Source organism: Serratia sp. X10, from assembly GCF_017811775.1.
In the GTDB taxonomy this organism is placed as follows: domain Bacteria; phylum Pseudomonadota; class Gammaproteobacteria; order Enterobacterales; family Enterobacteriaceae; genus Serratia; species Serratia ureilytica.
The window spans coordinates 75,693-90,792 of record NZ_JAEIOH010000010.1 but is presented as its reverse complement, the minus strand read 5'-3'; the positions used below and the strand labels follow the sequence as shown (position 1 = coordinate 90,792).

The window sequence follows — 15,100 nt, the reverse complement described above, 5'->3', positions numbered from 1 at the left end:
GAATAATAGTGGCACAAAAAGACTATGTAAGCCGTGGGCGCGCAGCAGGAGCTAAGCGCAAAACCCCCAGCCGTAAAAAACGCAGTTCTCCGAAGGTTTCCAAAACCGTGCTGGCGTTAGCCGTCGCGTTGCTGGTTGTCTTTGTCGGTGGCCTCTATTTCATTACGCACAACAAGCCGGAAGACGCGCCGTTGTTGCCTGCGCACACCACTCGCCCAGGCAACGGCCTGCCGCCGAAGCCGGAAGAGCGCTGGCGCTATATCAAAGAGCTGGAAAACCGCCAGATCGGCGTGCAAACCCCGACCGAACCGACGGCCGGCGGCGAGCTCAATTCCAAAACTCAGCTGACCGCCGAACAACGGCAACTGCTGGAGCAGATGCAGGCCGACATGCAACAGCGTCCGACGCAGCTGAATGAAGTGCCGTATAACGATCCGGGCCAGGCCAATGCGCGCGGCAACCGCCAGCAGCAGATGCAACAACCGCAAATGCAGCAGCAGCCGGTACAGCAACAGCAGCAGGTCACTCAGGCGCCGCGCAACCCGTTCAACAACGGCGCCGCCACCGCGCCGGTGCAGCAGCACCAGCAGCCGAAGCAAGTCACCCCGCCGCCGGCGCAGGTGAAACAGCCTGAGCCGAAGCCGCAACCGAAGCCGGAGCCCAAACCGGAAGTGAAGCAGGAAACGGCCAAGCAGGACACCAAACCGGAATCGAAACAGAAGTGGATGGTGCAATGCGGTTCGTTCCGCGCCACCGATCAGGCTGAATCCGTGCGTGCGCGCCTGGCGTTCGAGGGCATCGAGAGCCGCATCACCGCCGGTGGCGGTTGGAATCGCGTGGTGCTCGGCCCCTACAGCAGCCGCGCCGCAGCGGACAAAACCCTTTCGCGCCTGAAGGGCGTCGGCATGTCGAGTTGCATTCCCCTCTCCGTTGGGGGTTGAAAAGCGTCAATCCCCCCCCATCTATACTCTCAATATGCCTCGTAGCGTCTGCGAAAGCAGGCGCTGCGGGGACTTCTTTCCGTCTTTAACGAGGGTCTGCTCGTGACAACAATTGTAAGCGTACGCCGCAACGGCCAGGTCGTCATCGGTGGTGATGGCCAGGCAACCCTGGGTAATACGGTGATGAAGGGTAACGTCAAGAAAGTGCGTCGCCTGTATAACGACAAAGTGATCGCCGGTTTCGCCGGTGGCACCGCTGACGCCTTCACGCTGTTTGAACTGTTTGAACGCAAACTGGAAATGCATCAGGGCCACCTGGTGAAAGCCGCCGTCGAGCTGGCGAAAGACTGGCGCACCGACCGCATGCTGCGCAAGCTCGAAGCGCTGCTGGCGGTCGCCGATGAAACCGCCTCGCTGATCATCACCGGCAACGGCGATGTGGTGCAGCCGGAAAACGATCTGATCGCCATCGGCTCCGGCGGCCCATACGCCCAGGCCGCCGCCCGCGCCATGTTGGAAAATACCGAGCTGAGCGCCCGCGACATCGTTGAGAAATCCCTCAACATCGCCGGCGACATCTGTATTTACACCAACCATTTCCACACCATTGAAGAATTGCCTTCCAAAGCGTAAGGATCGAATACCATGTCTGAAATGACCCCGCGCGAGATCGTCAGCGAACTGGACAGCTATATCATTGGCCAAAACAAGGCCAAACGCGCTGTCGCCATTGCCCTGCGCAACCGCTGGCGCCGGATGCAGCTTAACGAGATGCTGCGTCACGAAGTGACCCCGAAAAACATTCTGATGATCGGCCCGACCGGCGTCGGTAAAACCGAAATCGCCCGCCGTCTGGCGAAGCTGGCCAACGCGCCGTTCATCAAGGTTGAAGCCACCAAGTTCACCGAAGTGGGCTATGTGGGCAAAGAAGTGGACTCCATCATTCGCGATCTGACCGATGCCGCCATCAAAATGGTGCGCATGCAGTCGATCGAGAAAAACCGCACCCGTGCCGAAGAGTTGGCCGAAGAGCGCATTCTCGACGTGCTGATCCCGCCGGCCAAAAACAACTGGGGCCAGCCGGAAGAAGGCCAGGAGCCGTCCGCCGCCCGCCAGGCATTCCGCAAGAAACTGCGCGAAGGCCAGCTGGATGACAAAGAGATCGAAATCGATCTGGCCGCCGTGCCGATGGGCGTCGAAATCATGGCGCCTCCGGGCATGGAGGAGATGACCAACCAGCTGCAGTCGATGTTCCAGAACCTCGGCGGCCAAAAACAAAAACCGCGCAAGCTGAAGATCAAAGAAGCCTTCAAGCTGCTGGTGGAAGAAGAAGCCGCCAAGCTGGTGAACCCGGAAGAGCTGAAAGAGCAGGCGATCGAAGCGGTTGAGCAGCACGGCATCGTGTTTATCGATGAGATCGACAAAATCTGTAAGCGCGGCGGCCAAAGCTCCGGCCCGGACGTTTCCCGCGAAGGGGTGCAGCGCGACCTGCTGCCGCTGGTGGAAGGCTGCACCGTGTCCACCAAGCACGGCATGGTGAAGACCGACCACATTCTGTTCATCGCTTCCGGCGCGTTCCAGACCGCCAATCCGTCGGATCTGATCCCGGAACTGCAGGGCCGCCTGCCGATCCGCGTTGAGCTGCAGGCGCTGACCACCGAAGACTTCGAGCGCATCCTGACCGAGCCGAGCGCGTCGCTGACCGAACAGTACAAAGCGCTGATGGGCACCGAAGGCGTCAACATCGAGTTCACCGCCGACGGCATCCGCCGCATCGCCGAAGCCGCGTGGCAGGTCAACGAAAGCACCGAGAACATCGGCGCGCGTCGTCTGCACACCGTGCTGGAGCGTCTGATGGAAGATATTTCCTACGATGCGAGTGAAATTAATGGCCAATCCATTACAATTGATGCGGATTACGTGCGCAGTCATCTGGATGAACTGGTGGCGGATGAAGATTTGAGTCGTTTTATCCTATAATCGCTCAATCATTGTCTTGTCAGTCATCTGTGTGGGAGGCATTGCCTCCCACAATTATTTCTAACGGACACCGCAACTTACTGACAGAAGCGAAACATGAGCTCATCAACCTCCACCACCCCGATTTCCGCCTGGCTCGAAAGTCTACGCCCCCGCACCCTGCCGTTGGCCTTTGCCTCCATCGTGGTCGGCTCGGCGATCGCCGCCTGGCACGGCAGCCTGAAACCTGAAGTGGCGCTGCTGGCGCTGGTGACCGCCGGTCTGCTGCAGATCCTCTCCAACCTGGCGAATGACTACGGCGACGCGGTCAAAGGCAGCGACAAAGAAGATCGCATCGGGCCGTTGCGCGGCATGCAAAAGGGCATGATCACCCAGGCGCAGATGAAACGGGCGCTGGTGGTGACGGTGGTGCTGATCGCCATCGCCGGCTGTTCGCTGATCGCCGTCGCCTGCGAGCAACCCAGCGACGTGCTGGGCTTCCTGGTGCTGGGCGGGCTGTCTATCGTGGCGGCCATCACCTACACCGTCGGCAACAAACCCTACGGGTATTTGGGGCTGGGCGACATCTCGGTGCTGGTGTTCTTCGGCTGGCTGAGCGTGGCCGGCACCTACTATTTGCAGACGCACACCTTCGACAGCGTCGTGATGCTGCCGGCCACCGCCTGCGGCCTGCTGGCGACGGCGGTGCTCAACATCAACAATCTGCGCGATATCGAAAGCGATCGCGAAAACGGCAAGAATACGCTGGCGGTGCGTCTCGGCCCGCACAAGGCGCGCATTTACCACGCCCTGCTGCTCGGCGGCGCGGTGCTGTGTTTCGCGCTGTTCACGCTGTTCAACCTCCACAGCCCGTGGGGTTGGCTGTTCGTGCTGGCGATCCCGCTGCTGGTGCGCCACGGCCTGCGCGTGCTGCGCGATCCGACGCCGGTCGGCATGCGGCCGATGCTGGAGCATATGGTCAAGGCGGCGTTGCTGGCCAACCTGCTGTTCGCCATCGGCGTGGCGCTCAGTTAAAAACTGATGATTTTGCCAACAGGGCGAATAAAGGGATATACTGAACATTCCTGCGGCAAACAGACGTAAAATCCTATGAAATACGATACTTCCGAACTTTGCGACATCTATCATGAAGAGGTGAACGTTGTTGAACCTCTGTTCTCCAATTTTGGCGGGCGTACTTCATTTGGCGGGCAGATCACCACGGTGAAATGCTTTGAGGATAACGGCCTGTTATTCGATCTGCTTGAAGAAAACGGTCGCGGCCGCGTGCTGTTGGTCGACGGCGGCGGTTCGGTACGCCGGGCGCTGATCAACGCCGAACTGGCGCGCCTGGCCGCCCAGAATGAATGGGAAGGCATCGTGGTATACGGCGCGGTGCGCCAGGTGGACGATCTGGAAGAGCTCGACATCGGCATTCAGGCGATGGCGGCGATCCCGGCGGGTGCCGTAAGCGAAGGCGTGGGCGAAAGCGATATCCGCGTCAACTTCGGTGGCGTCACCTTCTTCTCCGGCGACCACCTGTATGCCGACAACACCGGCATCATCCTCTCCGAAGACCCGCTCGACATCGAGTGATTTTCGGACATGAAAAAGGGCGCCTCAGGCGCCCTTTTCGTTGCTGCATGGCGTAAGGAATCAAACCTCTTCCATTTTGCCCAGCAGCGCGCGCAGGCGATCTTGCCATACGTGCTGTTCTTCTTTCAGCTGTTGGTTTTCGCGCACCAGCGCTTCGTGGTTGCCGGAGGCAGCCTGAACTTCCTGCGACAGAGAGTTGTTTTTGTCTTTCAGCTCTTCAATTTCCATCTGCAACAAGGTGATGGTATCAATCGCCTGCTGTACTTTTGCTTCCAGTTTCTCAAATACTTCAAATGACATGCTTCAGTCCCCTCATGATAGCAAGGCGTACATCTATAAGTAGCGGCCGCAACGTCGGCTGCAGCGACTGCGAATATTGCATCGCGCTCAGTGACGCGCGCCGTTACGGAAGGCGCGCCAGTCTCGATTCGTTAAAAACGATTGTAAGTAGCCAGTCTCCGCCTGTCTAGCAACATACCGGATCATCGCGCAGTCTGTTGCAATTTTCCTGCCCTCGCCATCAGTAAAAACTGAAAATCCCCGCCGCCGCCGCCGCGAGTTGTTAACGCCCCTCGCCAAACCACTGGTCAGATCACACTTTTATGGCTCAGAAAGAACACTGAACGACGCGAAATCGCTCAATTTTATGACGCGCCACACACATTTTGATTTCGCTATTTCTCGTTTATGTTCGTTAACGATAAATTTACATCACGTCCTCATTCAATAATTGGACGAGATGAAAAAAACTGTGCCCATAGGTCAGATGTATACCTGGCTGAGCCTATAAACCAACAACCGCCGTTTTGCAGGACACCAACATTATGAGCCAAACCACCAGTCCGACATTAAAAGGCCAGTGCATCGCCGAGTTCCTCGGCACGGCGCTGCTGATCTTCTTTGGCGTAGGCTGCGTTGCCGCACTGAAACTGGCGGGCGCCAGCTTCGGCCAGTGGGAAATCAGCATCATTTGGGGCCTCGGCGTCGCCATGGCCATCTATCTGACCGCCGCCATTTCCGGTGCGCATCTCAACCCAGCGGTCACCCTCGCCCTGTGGCTGTTCGCCTGCTTCGACGGGCGCAAAGTGGTGCCTTACATCATTGCGCAGATCGCCGGCGCCTTCTGCGCCGCCGCCCTGGTCTACGGGCTGTACTATAACCTGTTCTTCGACTTCGAAGCGGCTCACCATATGGTGCGCGGCAGCAACGAAAGCCTTGAACTGGCCGGCATCTTCTCGACTTACCCTAACGCGCACATCTCCGTCGGCCAGGCCTTCCTGGTGGAAATGGTGATCGCTGCGATCCTGATGTGCCTGATCCTGGCGCTGACCGACGACGGCAACGGCATTCCGCGCGGCCCGCTGGCGCCGCTGCTGATCGGTATTCTGATTGCCGTGATCGGCGCCTCCATGGGACCATTGACCGGCTTTGCGTTGAACCCGGCGCGTGACTTCGGGCCGAAACTGTTCGCCTACCTGGCCGGCTGGGGCAAAGTCGCCTTCACCGGCGCGCGCGACATCCCGTACTTCCTGGTGCCGATCTTCGCCCCTATCGTCGGCTGTGGCCTGGGCGCTTTCGGTTACCGCGCGCTGATTGGCCGCCACCTGCCGTGCGACGTCTGCGTGACGGAAGAAGAGCCCGACGCCAAGACCCAGCAGCGTAAAGCGTGATGGGTGCAGTTTTACACGGTTAACAACAGCAGGATAATTACCATGACTGTAGAAAAAAAATACATTGTCGCACTCGACCAAGGGACTACCAGCTCACGCGCCGTCGTGCTCGATCACGACGCCAACATCGTTGCGGTATCGCAGCGCGAATTCCCGCAGATCTATCCAAAGGCCGGCTGGGTTGAGCACGACCCGATGGAGATCTGGGCGTCGCAAAGCTCGACGCTGGTAGAAGTGCTGGCGAAGGCCGACATCAATTCCGATCAGATCGCCGGCATCGGCATCACCAACCAGCGCGAAACCACCATCGTCTGGGAAAAAGAGACCGGCAAGCCTGTCTACAACGCCATCGTCTGGCAGTGCCGCCGCACCGCCGACATCTGCGAGAAGCTCAAGCGCGACGGCCTGGAAGAGTACATCCGTCACAACACCGGCCTGGTGGTTGACCCCTACTTCTCCGGCACCAAGGTGAAGTGGATCCTGGACAACGTCGAAGGCGCCCGCGAGCGCGCCAAGCGCGGCGAACTGCTGTTCGGCACCGTGGATACCTGGCTGGTGTGGAAAATGACCCAGGGGCGCGTACACGTCACCGATTACACCAACGCCTCACGCACCATGATGTTCAACATCCACGAGCTGGACTGGGACGAGCGCATGCTGGAAGTGCTGGATATCCCGCGCGCCATGCTGCCGAAAGTCCGCCCGTCCTCCGAAGTGTACGGCCAGACCAACATCGGCGGTAAGGGCGGCACGCGTATTCCTATCGCCGGTATCGCCGGTGACCAGCAGGCGGCACTTTACGGCCAGCTGTGCGTTCAACCGGGCATGGCGAAGAACACCTACGGCACCGGCTGCTTCCTGCTGATGAACACCGGCAAAGAAGCGGTGCGCTCGAAAAACGGTTTGCTGACCACCATCGCCTGCGGCCCGCGCGGCGAAGTGAACTATGCGCTGGAAGGCGCGGTGTTCATCGGCGGTGCGTCTATCCAGTGGCTGCGCGACGAGCTGAAACTGATCAGCGACGCCGCCGACTCCGAATATTTCGCCACCAAGGTGAAAGACAGCAACGGCGTCTATGTGGTGCCGGCCTTCACCGGCCTGGGCGCGCCCTACTGGGATCCGTATGCCCGCGGCGCCATCTTCGGCCTGACCCGCGGCGCCAACAGCAACCACATCATCCGCGCCACGCTGGAATCCATCGCCTTCCAGACGCGCGACGTGCTGGACGCCATGCAGGCCGACGCCAACACCCGCCTGCAATCGCTGCGCGTGGACGGCGGCGCGGTCGCCAACAACTTCCTGATGCAGTTCCAGTCCGATATTCTCGGCACCCGTGTAGAACGCCCTGAAGTGCGTGAATCGACGGCGCTGGGCGCCGCGTTCCTGGCGGGCCTGGCCATCGGCTACTGGAACGATCTGGATGAAGTGAAGAGCAAAGCGGTGATTGAGCGTGAATTCCGCCCAAGCATCGAAACCACCGAACGCAACTACCGTTACAGCGGCTGGAAAAAAGCGGTAGCTCGCGCTCAGGCATGGGAAGATCACGAGTAATCCCGAAGCTGCCGTTTCGCCAACAAGCGCTGCCTGCGGGCGGCGCTTTTTTTTGCCCCGCCCTGCCGCCATCGCGCTGTGATAGACTTTGTCGATATTTTCTTCCCTTTCTCACAGACAGGTTTGCCATGAAACGTGAATTAGCCATCGAATTCTCCCGCGTTACCGAAGCCGCCGCGCTGGCGGGCTACAAATGGCTGGGACGCGGCGACAAGAACGCCGCCGACGGCGCGGCGGTCCACGCCATGCGCATCATGCTCAACAAAGTGGATATCGATGGGCGCATCGTGATCGGCGAAGGCGAGATCGACGAAGCGCCGATGCTGTATATCGGCGAGCAGGTCGGTACCGGTCAGGGCGACGCGGTGGACATCGCGGTCGATCCGATCGAAGGCACCCGCATGACCGCCATGGGCCAGTCCAACGCGCTGGCGGTCTTGGCGGTGGGCGATCGCGGCACCTTCCTGCACGCGCCGGACATGTACATGGAGAAGCTGGTAGTCGGCCCGGCGGCGCGCGGCGCCATCGATCTCAACCGGCCATTGGCAGAGAACCTGCAGAACGTCGCCGAACGACTGGGCAAACCGCTGTCGCAGCTGACGGTGATCGTATTGGCCAAACCGCGCCACGACGGCGTCATCGCGCAGATGCAGCAGTTGGGCGTGCGAGTATTCGCCATTCCTGACGGCGACGTAGCGGCCTCCATTCTCACCTGCATGCCGGAAAGCGAGGTCGATGTGATGTACGGCATCGGCGGCGCGCCGGAAGGGGTGATCTCAGCCGCGGTGATCCGCGCGCTGGACGGTGACATGCAGGCGCGTTTGCTGCCGCGTCATGAGGTGAAAGGCGACAGCGCCGAAAACCGCCGCATCGGCGAACAGGAGTTGGTCCGCTGCCGGGAGATGGGTATCGAAGCCGGCCAGGCGCTGCATCTGGATCAGATGGCGCGCAACGACAACGTGATCTTCTCCGCCACCGGCATCACTAAGGGCGATTTGCTGGAAGGCATCAGCCGCCAGGGCAACATGGCCACCACCGAAACTCTGTTGATCCGTGGTAAATCGCGCACCATCCGCCGTATTCGTTCGACCCACTATCTGGATCGCAAAGACCCGACGCTGCACGAATTTCTGCTGTAACGAAACAGGGCGCCGAAGGGCGCCCTGATGATTGATGACAAACCTCATACTCTTGCCAGGTTGGCAGAGAGCAGCGAACAGAAAACAAGGAAAATCAATTTATTGATTTTCGGCTGATAACCACAAAGGGGAGAAAACCCCCGCTTTTTCTCCCCTTTGTCAACGGTATGAGGGCGCCGAATGGCGCCCTGTGGTTATGCGGTATGCCCCTGATGCTGCATACGATTGGACAGCGGCCACCAGCACAGCAGGATCAGCAGCGCCATCGCGAACATCAGCAAGCCGAGGCTGAACTGCCCGGTTTGCGGCAACATGGCGGACAGCCAAGTCGCCAGACCGGACCCCATGTTCTGCATCCCGCCCACCAGTGCGCCCGCCGCGCCTGCCAGGTAAGGGAACGGCTCCATCGCCCCGGTGGTCGCCAGCGGGAACAGCATGCCGGCGCCGAAGAAGAACAGCGCGGCCGGCACGATCAGCGTCCAGATGTTCATCACGCCGAACCAGCCCGGGATCCACATCATCGCTCCCGCCAGCAGGCAGCTCAGCACCGAATGCCACATCAGGGTGTGGAAGGTCTTACCGTCGCGCCCGGCATACCAGGCGCCGAAAAACGCCGCCGGGATCGGCAGAATGAACAGGATACTGACGGTCAGACCGCTCAGCCCCAACACGCCCCCCATCAATACGCCGCAGCTGGCTTCAAATACCGCAATCCCCGCCAGCGCGCCGATCAGCATCACCAGATAGCAGCTGAAGGTACTGTCACCCAGCAGTTGGCGGAAACTGGCCAGCATGCGGCGTTTTTCCGTCTGTACCGGACGGGTCTCCGGCAGCCAGCGGAACATGGCGAAGGCAACGCAGGCGCACAGCGCCAGCAGGAAGGCGTAACAGGCGCGCCAGCCGAACACCATCGCCAGCGCGCCGCCGATCACCGGCGCCAGCAACGGACTGACCAAAATCCCCATGTTCAGCAGGCTGTTGGCGTAACGCAGCGCAGTACCGGCATACAGATCGCGCGGCATGGTGCGCGCCATCACGCCCGCCACGCCGGTGCCCATGCCCTGAATCGCGCTGGCGGCGACCAGCATCGTCAGGTTGGTGGACAGCAGCGCGCCCAGCGCCCCCAACAGGAAGATCATCATGCCGGTCAGGATCACCGGCCGACGCCCGATACGATCCGATATCGGCCCGTAAATCAGCTGGGAGAAACCATAGGTCAGCAGATACGCCGCCATCACCCGCTGCACGGCGCCGGTGCGCACCGACAGATCGTGAGCGATGTCAGCAATAACGGGAACATAAATGGTTTGCGCCATCTGGCCGACGGCGACCAACAGGATAAGCATCACCAACAGGTGAAAGTTCTCTAGTTTTCTCATTATCTTCGTTAACGTTTCAACTCGTCACAGCGTCCCGGTATGGCCGTTGCAGCAGCCAGAACGGCGAGCAGCCCTCTATGGCGGCATAAGCTAATCAAATCTGATTTTTTTAGCGAGTTTCAGACAAATATTGATCTAGGTCACACTGGCAGCAAACCCGACCAGGCTCGTAAATTAAACTGTACGTCTAACGCTTTGGGGGTAAAAATTAGCGCGTTTGCAGTAGCTGCGCTTTAGCATTTAATCGATAATTATTTTCATCAACTTGAAATAAAATAACACCATAGGGATTTGGTTCATGAAAACACCTGAGCTGATTTTATTGCAGTTAAAGGCTCTCGGCCCGCACTCGGCCAAAATGCTGGCGGAGCGTCTGGACATCACGCCGATGGGCATCCGACAACATCTGCAATCCCTGGAAAAACGTGAGCTGGTTTGTTACGAAGAAGCGCGCAGCAAGGTCGGCCGCCCGACGCGCTACTGGTCGCTGACCGAGCGGGGGCACGCCTACACGGCCGACGATCAGGAGCGACTGCGGGAATCCGCACTGCAGCTGTTTGGCGGCGCCGGCGTGGAACCGTTGCTCATCGCGCGCGAAGAGCAGCTTTATCTGCGCTATGCCGAAGAGTTGTCCGCCGAGCGCAGCCATCAGGATCGGCTAACCCGCCTGGTTCGCCTGCGGCAACACGACGGTTACATGGCCGAATTGCTCGATCATCCGCACGGTGCGCTGCTGGTGGAAAACCACTGTCCGATCGGCGTGGCCGGTTCCAACTGCAGCAGCCTGTGCAATTCCGAGCTGCAGCTGTTTCACCGGCTGTTCGGCAACGACTACCGGGTAGAGCGCACCGCGCACGCCATTTCCGGCTCACGACATTGTGCTTATTTGATTCGACCACGGGAGCTTTAGAGTATGGCTGAATGGGTAAACGGCAAGGTTACGCAGGTAAAACAATGGACCGACGGGCTGTTCAGCCTGGTGGTCAATGCCCCCATCGATCCTTTCACCGCCGGGCAATTCGCCAAGCTGGCGCTGGAGATCGACGGTGAGCGGGTGCAGCGCGCCTACTCCTACGTCAATGCCCCCGATGACGCCAATCTGGAGTTCTATCTGGTCACGGTGCCAGAAGGCAAACTGAGCCCGCGCCTCAATCAGCTGCGGCCGGGCTCGGACGTGATGGTGACCAAAGAAGCCGCCGGCTTCTTCGTGCTGGACGAGGTGCCCGACTGCGACACGCTGTGGATGCTGGCGACCGGCACCGCCATCGGCCCCTATTTATCGATTCTGCAGCAAGGCGCCGGCCTGGAGCGCTTTAACAACCTGGTGCTGGTGCACGCCGCGCGCTTTGCGCGCGACCTGAGCTACCTGCCGCTGATGCAGCAACTGCAGCAACGCTACAACGGCAAGCTGCGTATCCAGACCGTCGTCAGCCGTGAAGAGACGCCCGGCTCACTGACCGGCCGCGTGCCGGCGCTGATCGAGGACGGCCGACTGGAAGCGGCGATCGGCTTGACCATCGACGCCGAAACCAGCCACGTGATGCTGTGCGGCAACCCGCAAATGGTGCGGGACACCCAGCAAACGCTGAAAGACCACCGCCAGATGCGCAAGCACCTGCGCCGCAAGCCGGGCCATATCACCAGCGAACACTACTGGTAACCCGGCGGGGATCAGCGGAACTTCACCGGTTCGGCTTCCGGGCCGAACCGATTGTCCCCCGGCGTGCCGACGAAGGCGCCCAAATCGATAGTCATCATCACGATAATCAGCGTCGGGATGAAACGCCCGACGCCCCATTGCCAGATCGGTGCCAGCATCTGCCAGTTGCCCGCCGCCAGCATCCACGCCAGGATCAGCAGCAGCGCCCACCAGCCGGCCTTGTTGCGATCGTGCAGCCGTTTGACCAGCACCGCCGCCGTCGGCCACAGCAGCGCCACGATAAAGAAGGCGATGGATTGGATGGCGACCAGCTGATAATTGGCCAACGTAAACGCCGCCGCCATCAGCACCAGCCACAGCCCCATCCAGATCCAGAAGTCGCGCCGCCCGATGCGGCCCTTAAAAGAAAAACACCACTGTTGTAACGTCATCGATTCCTGCGCTCTAAGCCTGCCCATATTCTGCGCCGCAGTGTAACATAGGCGCTGCCGGGCCGAGTTTTCCGCCTCGCATAACGCGGCGCGCCGCACAGCTTTCTCGTCAGCGAACCGATAATGGCGTGGGATCTTTGACAAGGCCTGCGGGTTATCGCTTTAATCGGAGCCATCTTTGTCCTTGATGCCATACGCCATGCTGAGAAAAACCCTCGCCATCGCCTGCCTGCTGCAGGCCGCCGCCAGCGCCTGGGCCGAACCGCCCGCCGCCGAAGCGAAACCGACCGCGCCTTACCTGCTGGCCGGCGCGCCGACGTTCGACCTGACGGTGATTAAATTCCGCGAAAAGTACAACCGCGATAACCCGAAGCTGCCGATTGGCGAATTCCGCGCCATTCCCGCCGCCGAAGACGATTCGCCGCTGCTGACGCGCGCCGCCAGTAAACTCAACGAAAACCTGTACGCCTCCACCGCACTGGAGAAAGGTACCGGTAAAATCAAAACGTTGCAGATCACGCATCTGCCGCTGCAGCAGGCCAATGAAGAAAAAGCCGCGCGCGCCATCGCCATCACCTACATGGCGGCGCTGATGCGTCAATTCGAACCGGCGCTGACGGTGGAACAGAGTCAGAACAAGGTGAACAGCCTGCTGGAAAAAGGCAAAGGATCGCGTTTTTACCAACAGCAGGTCGGCGCCATTCGCTATGTCGTCTCGGACAACGGCGATAAAGGCGTCACCTTCGCGGTTGAACCGATTAAGCTGGCGCTTTCCGAGCCGTAACGGCGCGGCATTTAATGACGAAAAGCAAAGCCTTCGCGCTTAATGATCTCTATACTGTTGGGCAGGTAAACTGCCGGTCCGGCAGTTGTCATTTCGACTCTCGCGTTCCCTAGTTGGAGGAAAAAACATGCGTCATCCATTAGTTATGGGTAACTGGAAGCTTAACGGCAGCACCCACATGGTCAACGAACTGATCGCCGGTCTGCGCCATGAGCTGAGCAGCGTTGACGGCTGTGGCGTCGCCATCGCCCCGCCGGTGATGTATCTGGATCAGGCCAAGCATGCGCTGGCCGGCAGCCGCATCGCGCTGGGCGCGCAGAACGTGGACGTTAACCTGTCCGGCGCCTTCACCGGTGAAGTTTCCGCCAACATGCTGAAAGACGTCGGCGCTCAGTACATCATCATCGGCCACTCCGAGCGTCGCACCTACCACAAAGAAAGCGACGAAGTGATCGCCGAGAAATTCGCCGTGCTGAAAGAAGCCGGCCTGATCCCGGTGCTGTGCATCGGTGAAACCGAAGCGGAAAACGCCGCGGGCAAAACCGAAGAAGTATGCGCGCGCCAGATCGACGCCGTGCTGAAAACGCTGGGCGCACCGGCGATGAAAGGCACCGTGATCGCCTATGAGCCGGTCTGGGCCATCGGTACCGGCAAATCCGCCACCCCTGCGCAGGCGCAGGCCGTGCACAAATTTATCCGCGATCACATCGCCAAGCACGATGCCGCGGTTGCCGCTGAAATCATCATCCAGTACGGCGGTTCGGTGAACGACAAGAACGCCGCAGAGCTGTTCTCCCAGCCGGACATCGACGGCGCGCTGGTTGGCGGCGCCTCGCTGAAAGCCGACGCTTTCGCCGTGATCGTCAAAGCCGCTGCCGCAGCGAAAAAAGCCTGATTGCCTTAGGCTCGCCATAAAAAAACCCCGGCAAGCCGGGGTTTTTTAATTGCCGCTCAACCGGCATCAGCGTTTGCTGATTTCGTCGAACACGCCACCGGTGGCGAAGTGCACCTTCTGCGCTTCGGTCCAGCCGCCGAAGGTGTCATCCACGGTGAACAGCTTCAGCTGCGGGAACTGCCCGGCAAACTTGGCCGCCACCGCCGCATCGCGCGGGCGATAATAGTGCTGCGCCGCGATGGTCTGCCCTTCCGGCGAATACAGATATTTCAGGTAGGCGGTCGCCACCTCGCGGGTGCCGCGTTTATCGACCACCTTATCCACCACCGACACCGTCGGTTCGGCCAGAATCGATTCGCTCGGGGTGATGATCTCGAACTTGTCTTTGCCCAGCTCTTTCTCCGCCAGCAGCGCTTCGTTTTCCCAGGCGATCAGCACGTCGCCGATGCCGCGCTCAACGAAGGTGTTGGTCGAGCCGCGCGCGCCGGAATCCAGTACCTCTACGTTCTTGTACAGGTTTTTGACGAAGTCCTGCGCCTTGGCCTTATCGTTGTTGTTGTGGTGCAACGCGTAGCCCCAGGCGGCCAGGTAGTTCCAGCGGGCGCCGCCGGAGGTTTTCGGATTCGGGGTGATCACCGACACGCCCGGCTTGATCAAGTCAGGCCAGTCATGAATTTGTTTCGGATTGCCTTTGCGCACCAGGAAGACGATGGTCGAGGTGTAAGGCGCCGAGTTGTCCGGCAGGCGTTTGATCCAGTCTTTCTCAATGCGCCCGCGTTCGGCGATGGCGTCGACGTCATAGGCCAACGCCAGCGTCACCACGTCGGCCTCGATGCCGTTGATCACCGAAGTCGCCTGTTTGCCGGAGCCGCCGTGCGACTGACGCACCGTCACCTTGTCGCCGGTTTCCGCCTGGTAGTGCTTGCTGAATGCCGTGTTGTAAGCCTGATAGAACTCACGCGTCGGATCGTATGACACGTTCAGCAACTGAATATCCTTCGCCATGGCGCCGGACGCCAACAGCACCAATGTCAGACCTACACCCCATTTACGCATCGACAGGCTCTCCCAGAAAATTAACGCAACCTCAATCGG

Annotated in this window: 16 protein-coding genes; 12 read left to right on the top strand and 4 right to left on the bottom strand. The window is 59.9% G+C overall.

What is annotated here, in order from left to right; genetic code table 11:
• Positions 1-8 precede the first annotated feature (8 nt).
• The 5 genes from ftsN (at position 9) to rraA (ending at position 4,496) form a co-directional block, all read left to right on the top strand.
• Positions 9-941, top strand: coding sequence for a cell division protein FtsN (ftsN, locus tag J9788_RS23415; RefSeq protein ID WP_047025847.1), 933 nt, complete (start codon positions 9-11; stop codon positions 939-941).
• Between the two features lie 102 nt (positions 942-1,043).
• Positions 1,044-1,574, top strand: a complete 531-nt coding sequence (gene hslV, locus J9788_RS23410; protein ID WP_004931085.1) for an ATP-dependent protease subunit HslV — start codon at positions 1,044-1,046, stop codon at positions 1,572-1,574.
• A 12-nt stretch (positions 1,575-1,586) separates the two neighbouring features.
• Positions 1,587-2,921, top strand: coding sequence for an HslU--HslV peptidase ATPase subunit (hslU, locus tag J9788_RS23405; RefSeq protein WP_046897394.1), 1,335 nt, complete (start codon positions 1,587-1,589; stop codon positions 2,919-2,921).
• A gap of 96 nt (positions 2,922-3,017) precedes the next feature.
• Positions 3,018-3,935, top strand: coding sequence for a 1,4-dihydroxy-2-naphthoate polyprenyltransferase (locus tag J9788_RS23400; RefSeq protein ID WP_046897393.1), 918 nt, complete (start codon positions 3,018-3,020; stop codon positions 3,933-3,935).
• A gap of 75 nt (positions 3,936-4,010) precedes the next feature.
• Positions 4,011-4,496: a ribonuclease E activity regulator RraA gene (gene rraA / locus J9788_RS23395; protein ID WP_004931090.1), complete on the top strand. Its 486-nt coding sequence runs from the start codon at positions 4,011-4,013 to the stop codon at positions 4,494-4,496.
• A gap of 60 nt (positions 4,497-4,556) precedes the next feature.
• Here the strand turns inward: rraA and zapB are convergent, their stop codons facing one another.
• Complete coding sequence (zapB, locus tag J9788_RS23390) at positions 4,557-4,796, bottom strand: septal ring assembly protein ZapB (protein ID WP_004931092.1); 240 nt, start codon at positions 4,794-4,796, stop codon at positions 4,557-4,559.
• A gap of 524 nt (positions 4,797-5,320) precedes the next feature.
• Between zapB and J9788_RS23385 the strand changes: the two genes are divergently transcribed.
• From J9788_RS23385 to glpX, 3 genes are all read left to right on the top strand, one after another.
• Positions 5,321-6,166: an MIP/aquaporin family protein gene (locus J9788_RS23385; RefSeq protein ID WP_004931095.1), complete on the top strand. Its 846-nt coding sequence runs from the start codon at positions 5,321-5,323 to the stop codon at positions 6,164-6,166.
• 42 nt (positions 6,167-6,208) lie between these two features.
• Complete coding sequence (glpK, locus tag J9788_RS23380) at positions 6,209-7,717, top strand: glycerol kinase GlpK (RefSeq protein WP_046897392.1); 1,509 nt, start codon at positions 6,209-6,211, stop codon at positions 7,715-7,717.
• A gap of 128 nt (positions 7,718-7,845) precedes the next feature.
• Complete coding sequence (glpX, locus tag J9788_RS23375) at positions 7,846-8,856, top strand: class II fructose-bisphosphatase (RefSeq protein ID WP_182265744.1); 1,011 nt, start codon at positions 7,846-7,848, stop codon at positions 8,854-8,856.
• Between the two features lie 194 nt (positions 8,857-9,050).
• Here glpX and emrD read toward each other — a convergent pair whose 3' ends face one another.
• A complete protein-coding gene (emrD, locus tag J9788_RS23370) occupies positions 9,051-10,235 on the bottom strand; it encodes a multidrug efflux MFS transporter EmrD (RefSeq protein WP_033631327.1) in 1,185 nt (394 codons plus the stop codon).
• A 298-nt stretch (positions 10,236-10,533) separates the two neighbouring features.
• Here emrD and J9788_RS23365 point away from each other — a divergent pair, with 298 nt between their 5' ends.
• Complete coding sequence (locus J9788_RS23365; protein ID WP_033631328.1) at positions 10,534-11,145, top strand: metalloregulator ArsR/SmtB family transcription factor; 612 nt, start codon at positions 10,534-10,536, stop codon at positions 11,143-11,145.
• A 3-nt stretch (positions 11,146-11,148) separates the two neighbouring features.
• Complete coding sequence (fpr, locus tag J9788_RS23360) at positions 11,149-11,895, top strand: ferredoxin--NADP(+) reductase (RefSeq protein ID WP_033631329.1); 747 nt, start codon at positions 11,149-11,151, stop codon at positions 11,893-11,895.
• An 11-nt stretch (positions 11,896-11,906) separates the two neighbouring features.
• Here the strand turns inward: fpr and J9788_RS23355 are convergent, their stop codons facing one another.
• Positions 11,907-12,326, bottom strand: a complete 420-nt coding sequence (locus J9788_RS23355) for a DUF805 domain-containing protein (RefSeq protein ID WP_033631330.1) — start codon at positions 12,324-12,326, stop codon at positions 11,907-11,909.
• A gap of 199 nt (positions 12,327-12,525) precedes the next feature.
• On the opposite strand from J9788_RS23355, the gene J9788_RS23350 reads away from it, so the two are divergent.
• Together J9788_RS23350 and tpiA are read left to right on the top strand one after the other, a co-directional pair.
• Positions 12,526-13,110 carry a DUF1454 family protein gene (locus tag J9788_RS23350; protein WP_182265769.1) on the top strand — a complete coding sequence of 195 codons (585 nt, stop codon included), beginning with the start codon at positions 12,526-12,528 and terminating at the stop codon, positions 13,108-13,110.
• Positions 13,111-13,237: 127 nt separating this feature from the next.
• A complete protein-coding gene (tpiA, locus tag J9788_RS23345) occupies positions 13,238-14,005 on the top strand; it encodes a triose-phosphate isomerase (protein WP_025160373.1) in 768 nt (255 codons plus the stop codon).
• Positions 14,006-14,071: 66 nt separating this feature from the next.
• Here tpiA and J9788_RS23340 read toward each other — a convergent pair whose 3' ends face one another.
• Positions 14,072-15,061 carry a sulfate ABC transporter substrate-binding protein gene (locus tag J9788_RS23340; RefSeq protein WP_015379419.1) on the bottom strand — a complete coding sequence of 330 codons (990 nt, stop codon included), beginning with the start codon at positions 15,059-15,061 and terminating at the stop codon, positions 14,072-14,074.
• Between the last annotated feature and the right edge of the window lie 39 nt (positions 15,062-15,100).

Coding starts and splice junctions, on each gene's coding strand:
- J9788_RS23350 (WP_182265769.1), top strand. CDS start 12,526: ATGCTGAGAAAAACCCTCGCCATCGCCTGCCTGCTGCAGGCCGCCGCC.
- hslU (WP_046897394.1), top strand. CDS start 1,587: ATGTCTGAAATGACCCCGCGCGAGATCGTCAGCGAACTGGACAGCTAT.
- zapB (WP_004931092.1), bottom strand. CDS start 4,796: ATGTCATTTGAAGTATTTGAGAAACTGGAAGCAAAAGTACAGCAGGCG.
- J9788_RS23340 (WP_015379419.1), bottom strand. CDS start 15,061: ATGCGTAAATGGGGTGTAGGTCTGACATTGGTGCTGTTGGCGTCCGGC.
- J9788_RS23355 (WP_033631330.1), bottom strand. CDS start 12,326: ATGACGTTACAACAGTGGTGTTTTTCTTTTAAGGGCCGCATCGGGCGG.
- J9788_RS23400 (WP_046897393.1), top strand. CDS start 3,018: ATGAGCTCATCAACCTCCACCACCCCGATTTCCGCCTGGCTCGAAAGT.
- rraA (WP_004931090.1), top strand. CDS start 4,011: ATGAAATACGATACTTCCGAACTTTGCGACATCTATCATGAAGAGGTG.
- fpr (WP_033631329.1), top strand. CDS start 11,149: ATGGCTGAATGGGTAAACGGCAAGGTTACGCAGGTAAAACAATGGACC.
- glpK (WP_046897392.1), top strand. CDS start 6,209: ATGACTGTAGAAAAAAAATACATTGTCGCACTCGACCAAGGGACTACC.
- tpiA (WP_025160373.1), top strand. CDS start 13,238: ATGCGTCATCCATTAGTTATGGGTAACTGGAAGCTTAACGGCAGCACC.
- glpX (WP_182265744.1), top strand. CDS start 7,846: ATGAAACGTGAATTAGCCATCGAATTCTCCCGCGTTACCGAAGCCGCC.
- J9788_RS23365 (WP_033631328.1), top strand. CDS start 10,534: ATGAAAACACCTGAGCTGATTTTATTGCAGTTAAAGGCTCTCGGCCCG.
- emrD (WP_033631327.1), bottom strand. CDS start 10,235: ATGAGAAAACTAGAGAACTTTCACCTGTTGGTGATGCTTATCCTGTTG.
- J9788_RS23385 (WP_004931095.1), top strand. CDS start 5,321: ATGAGCCAAACCACCAGTCCGACATTAAAAGGCCAGTGCATCGCCGAG.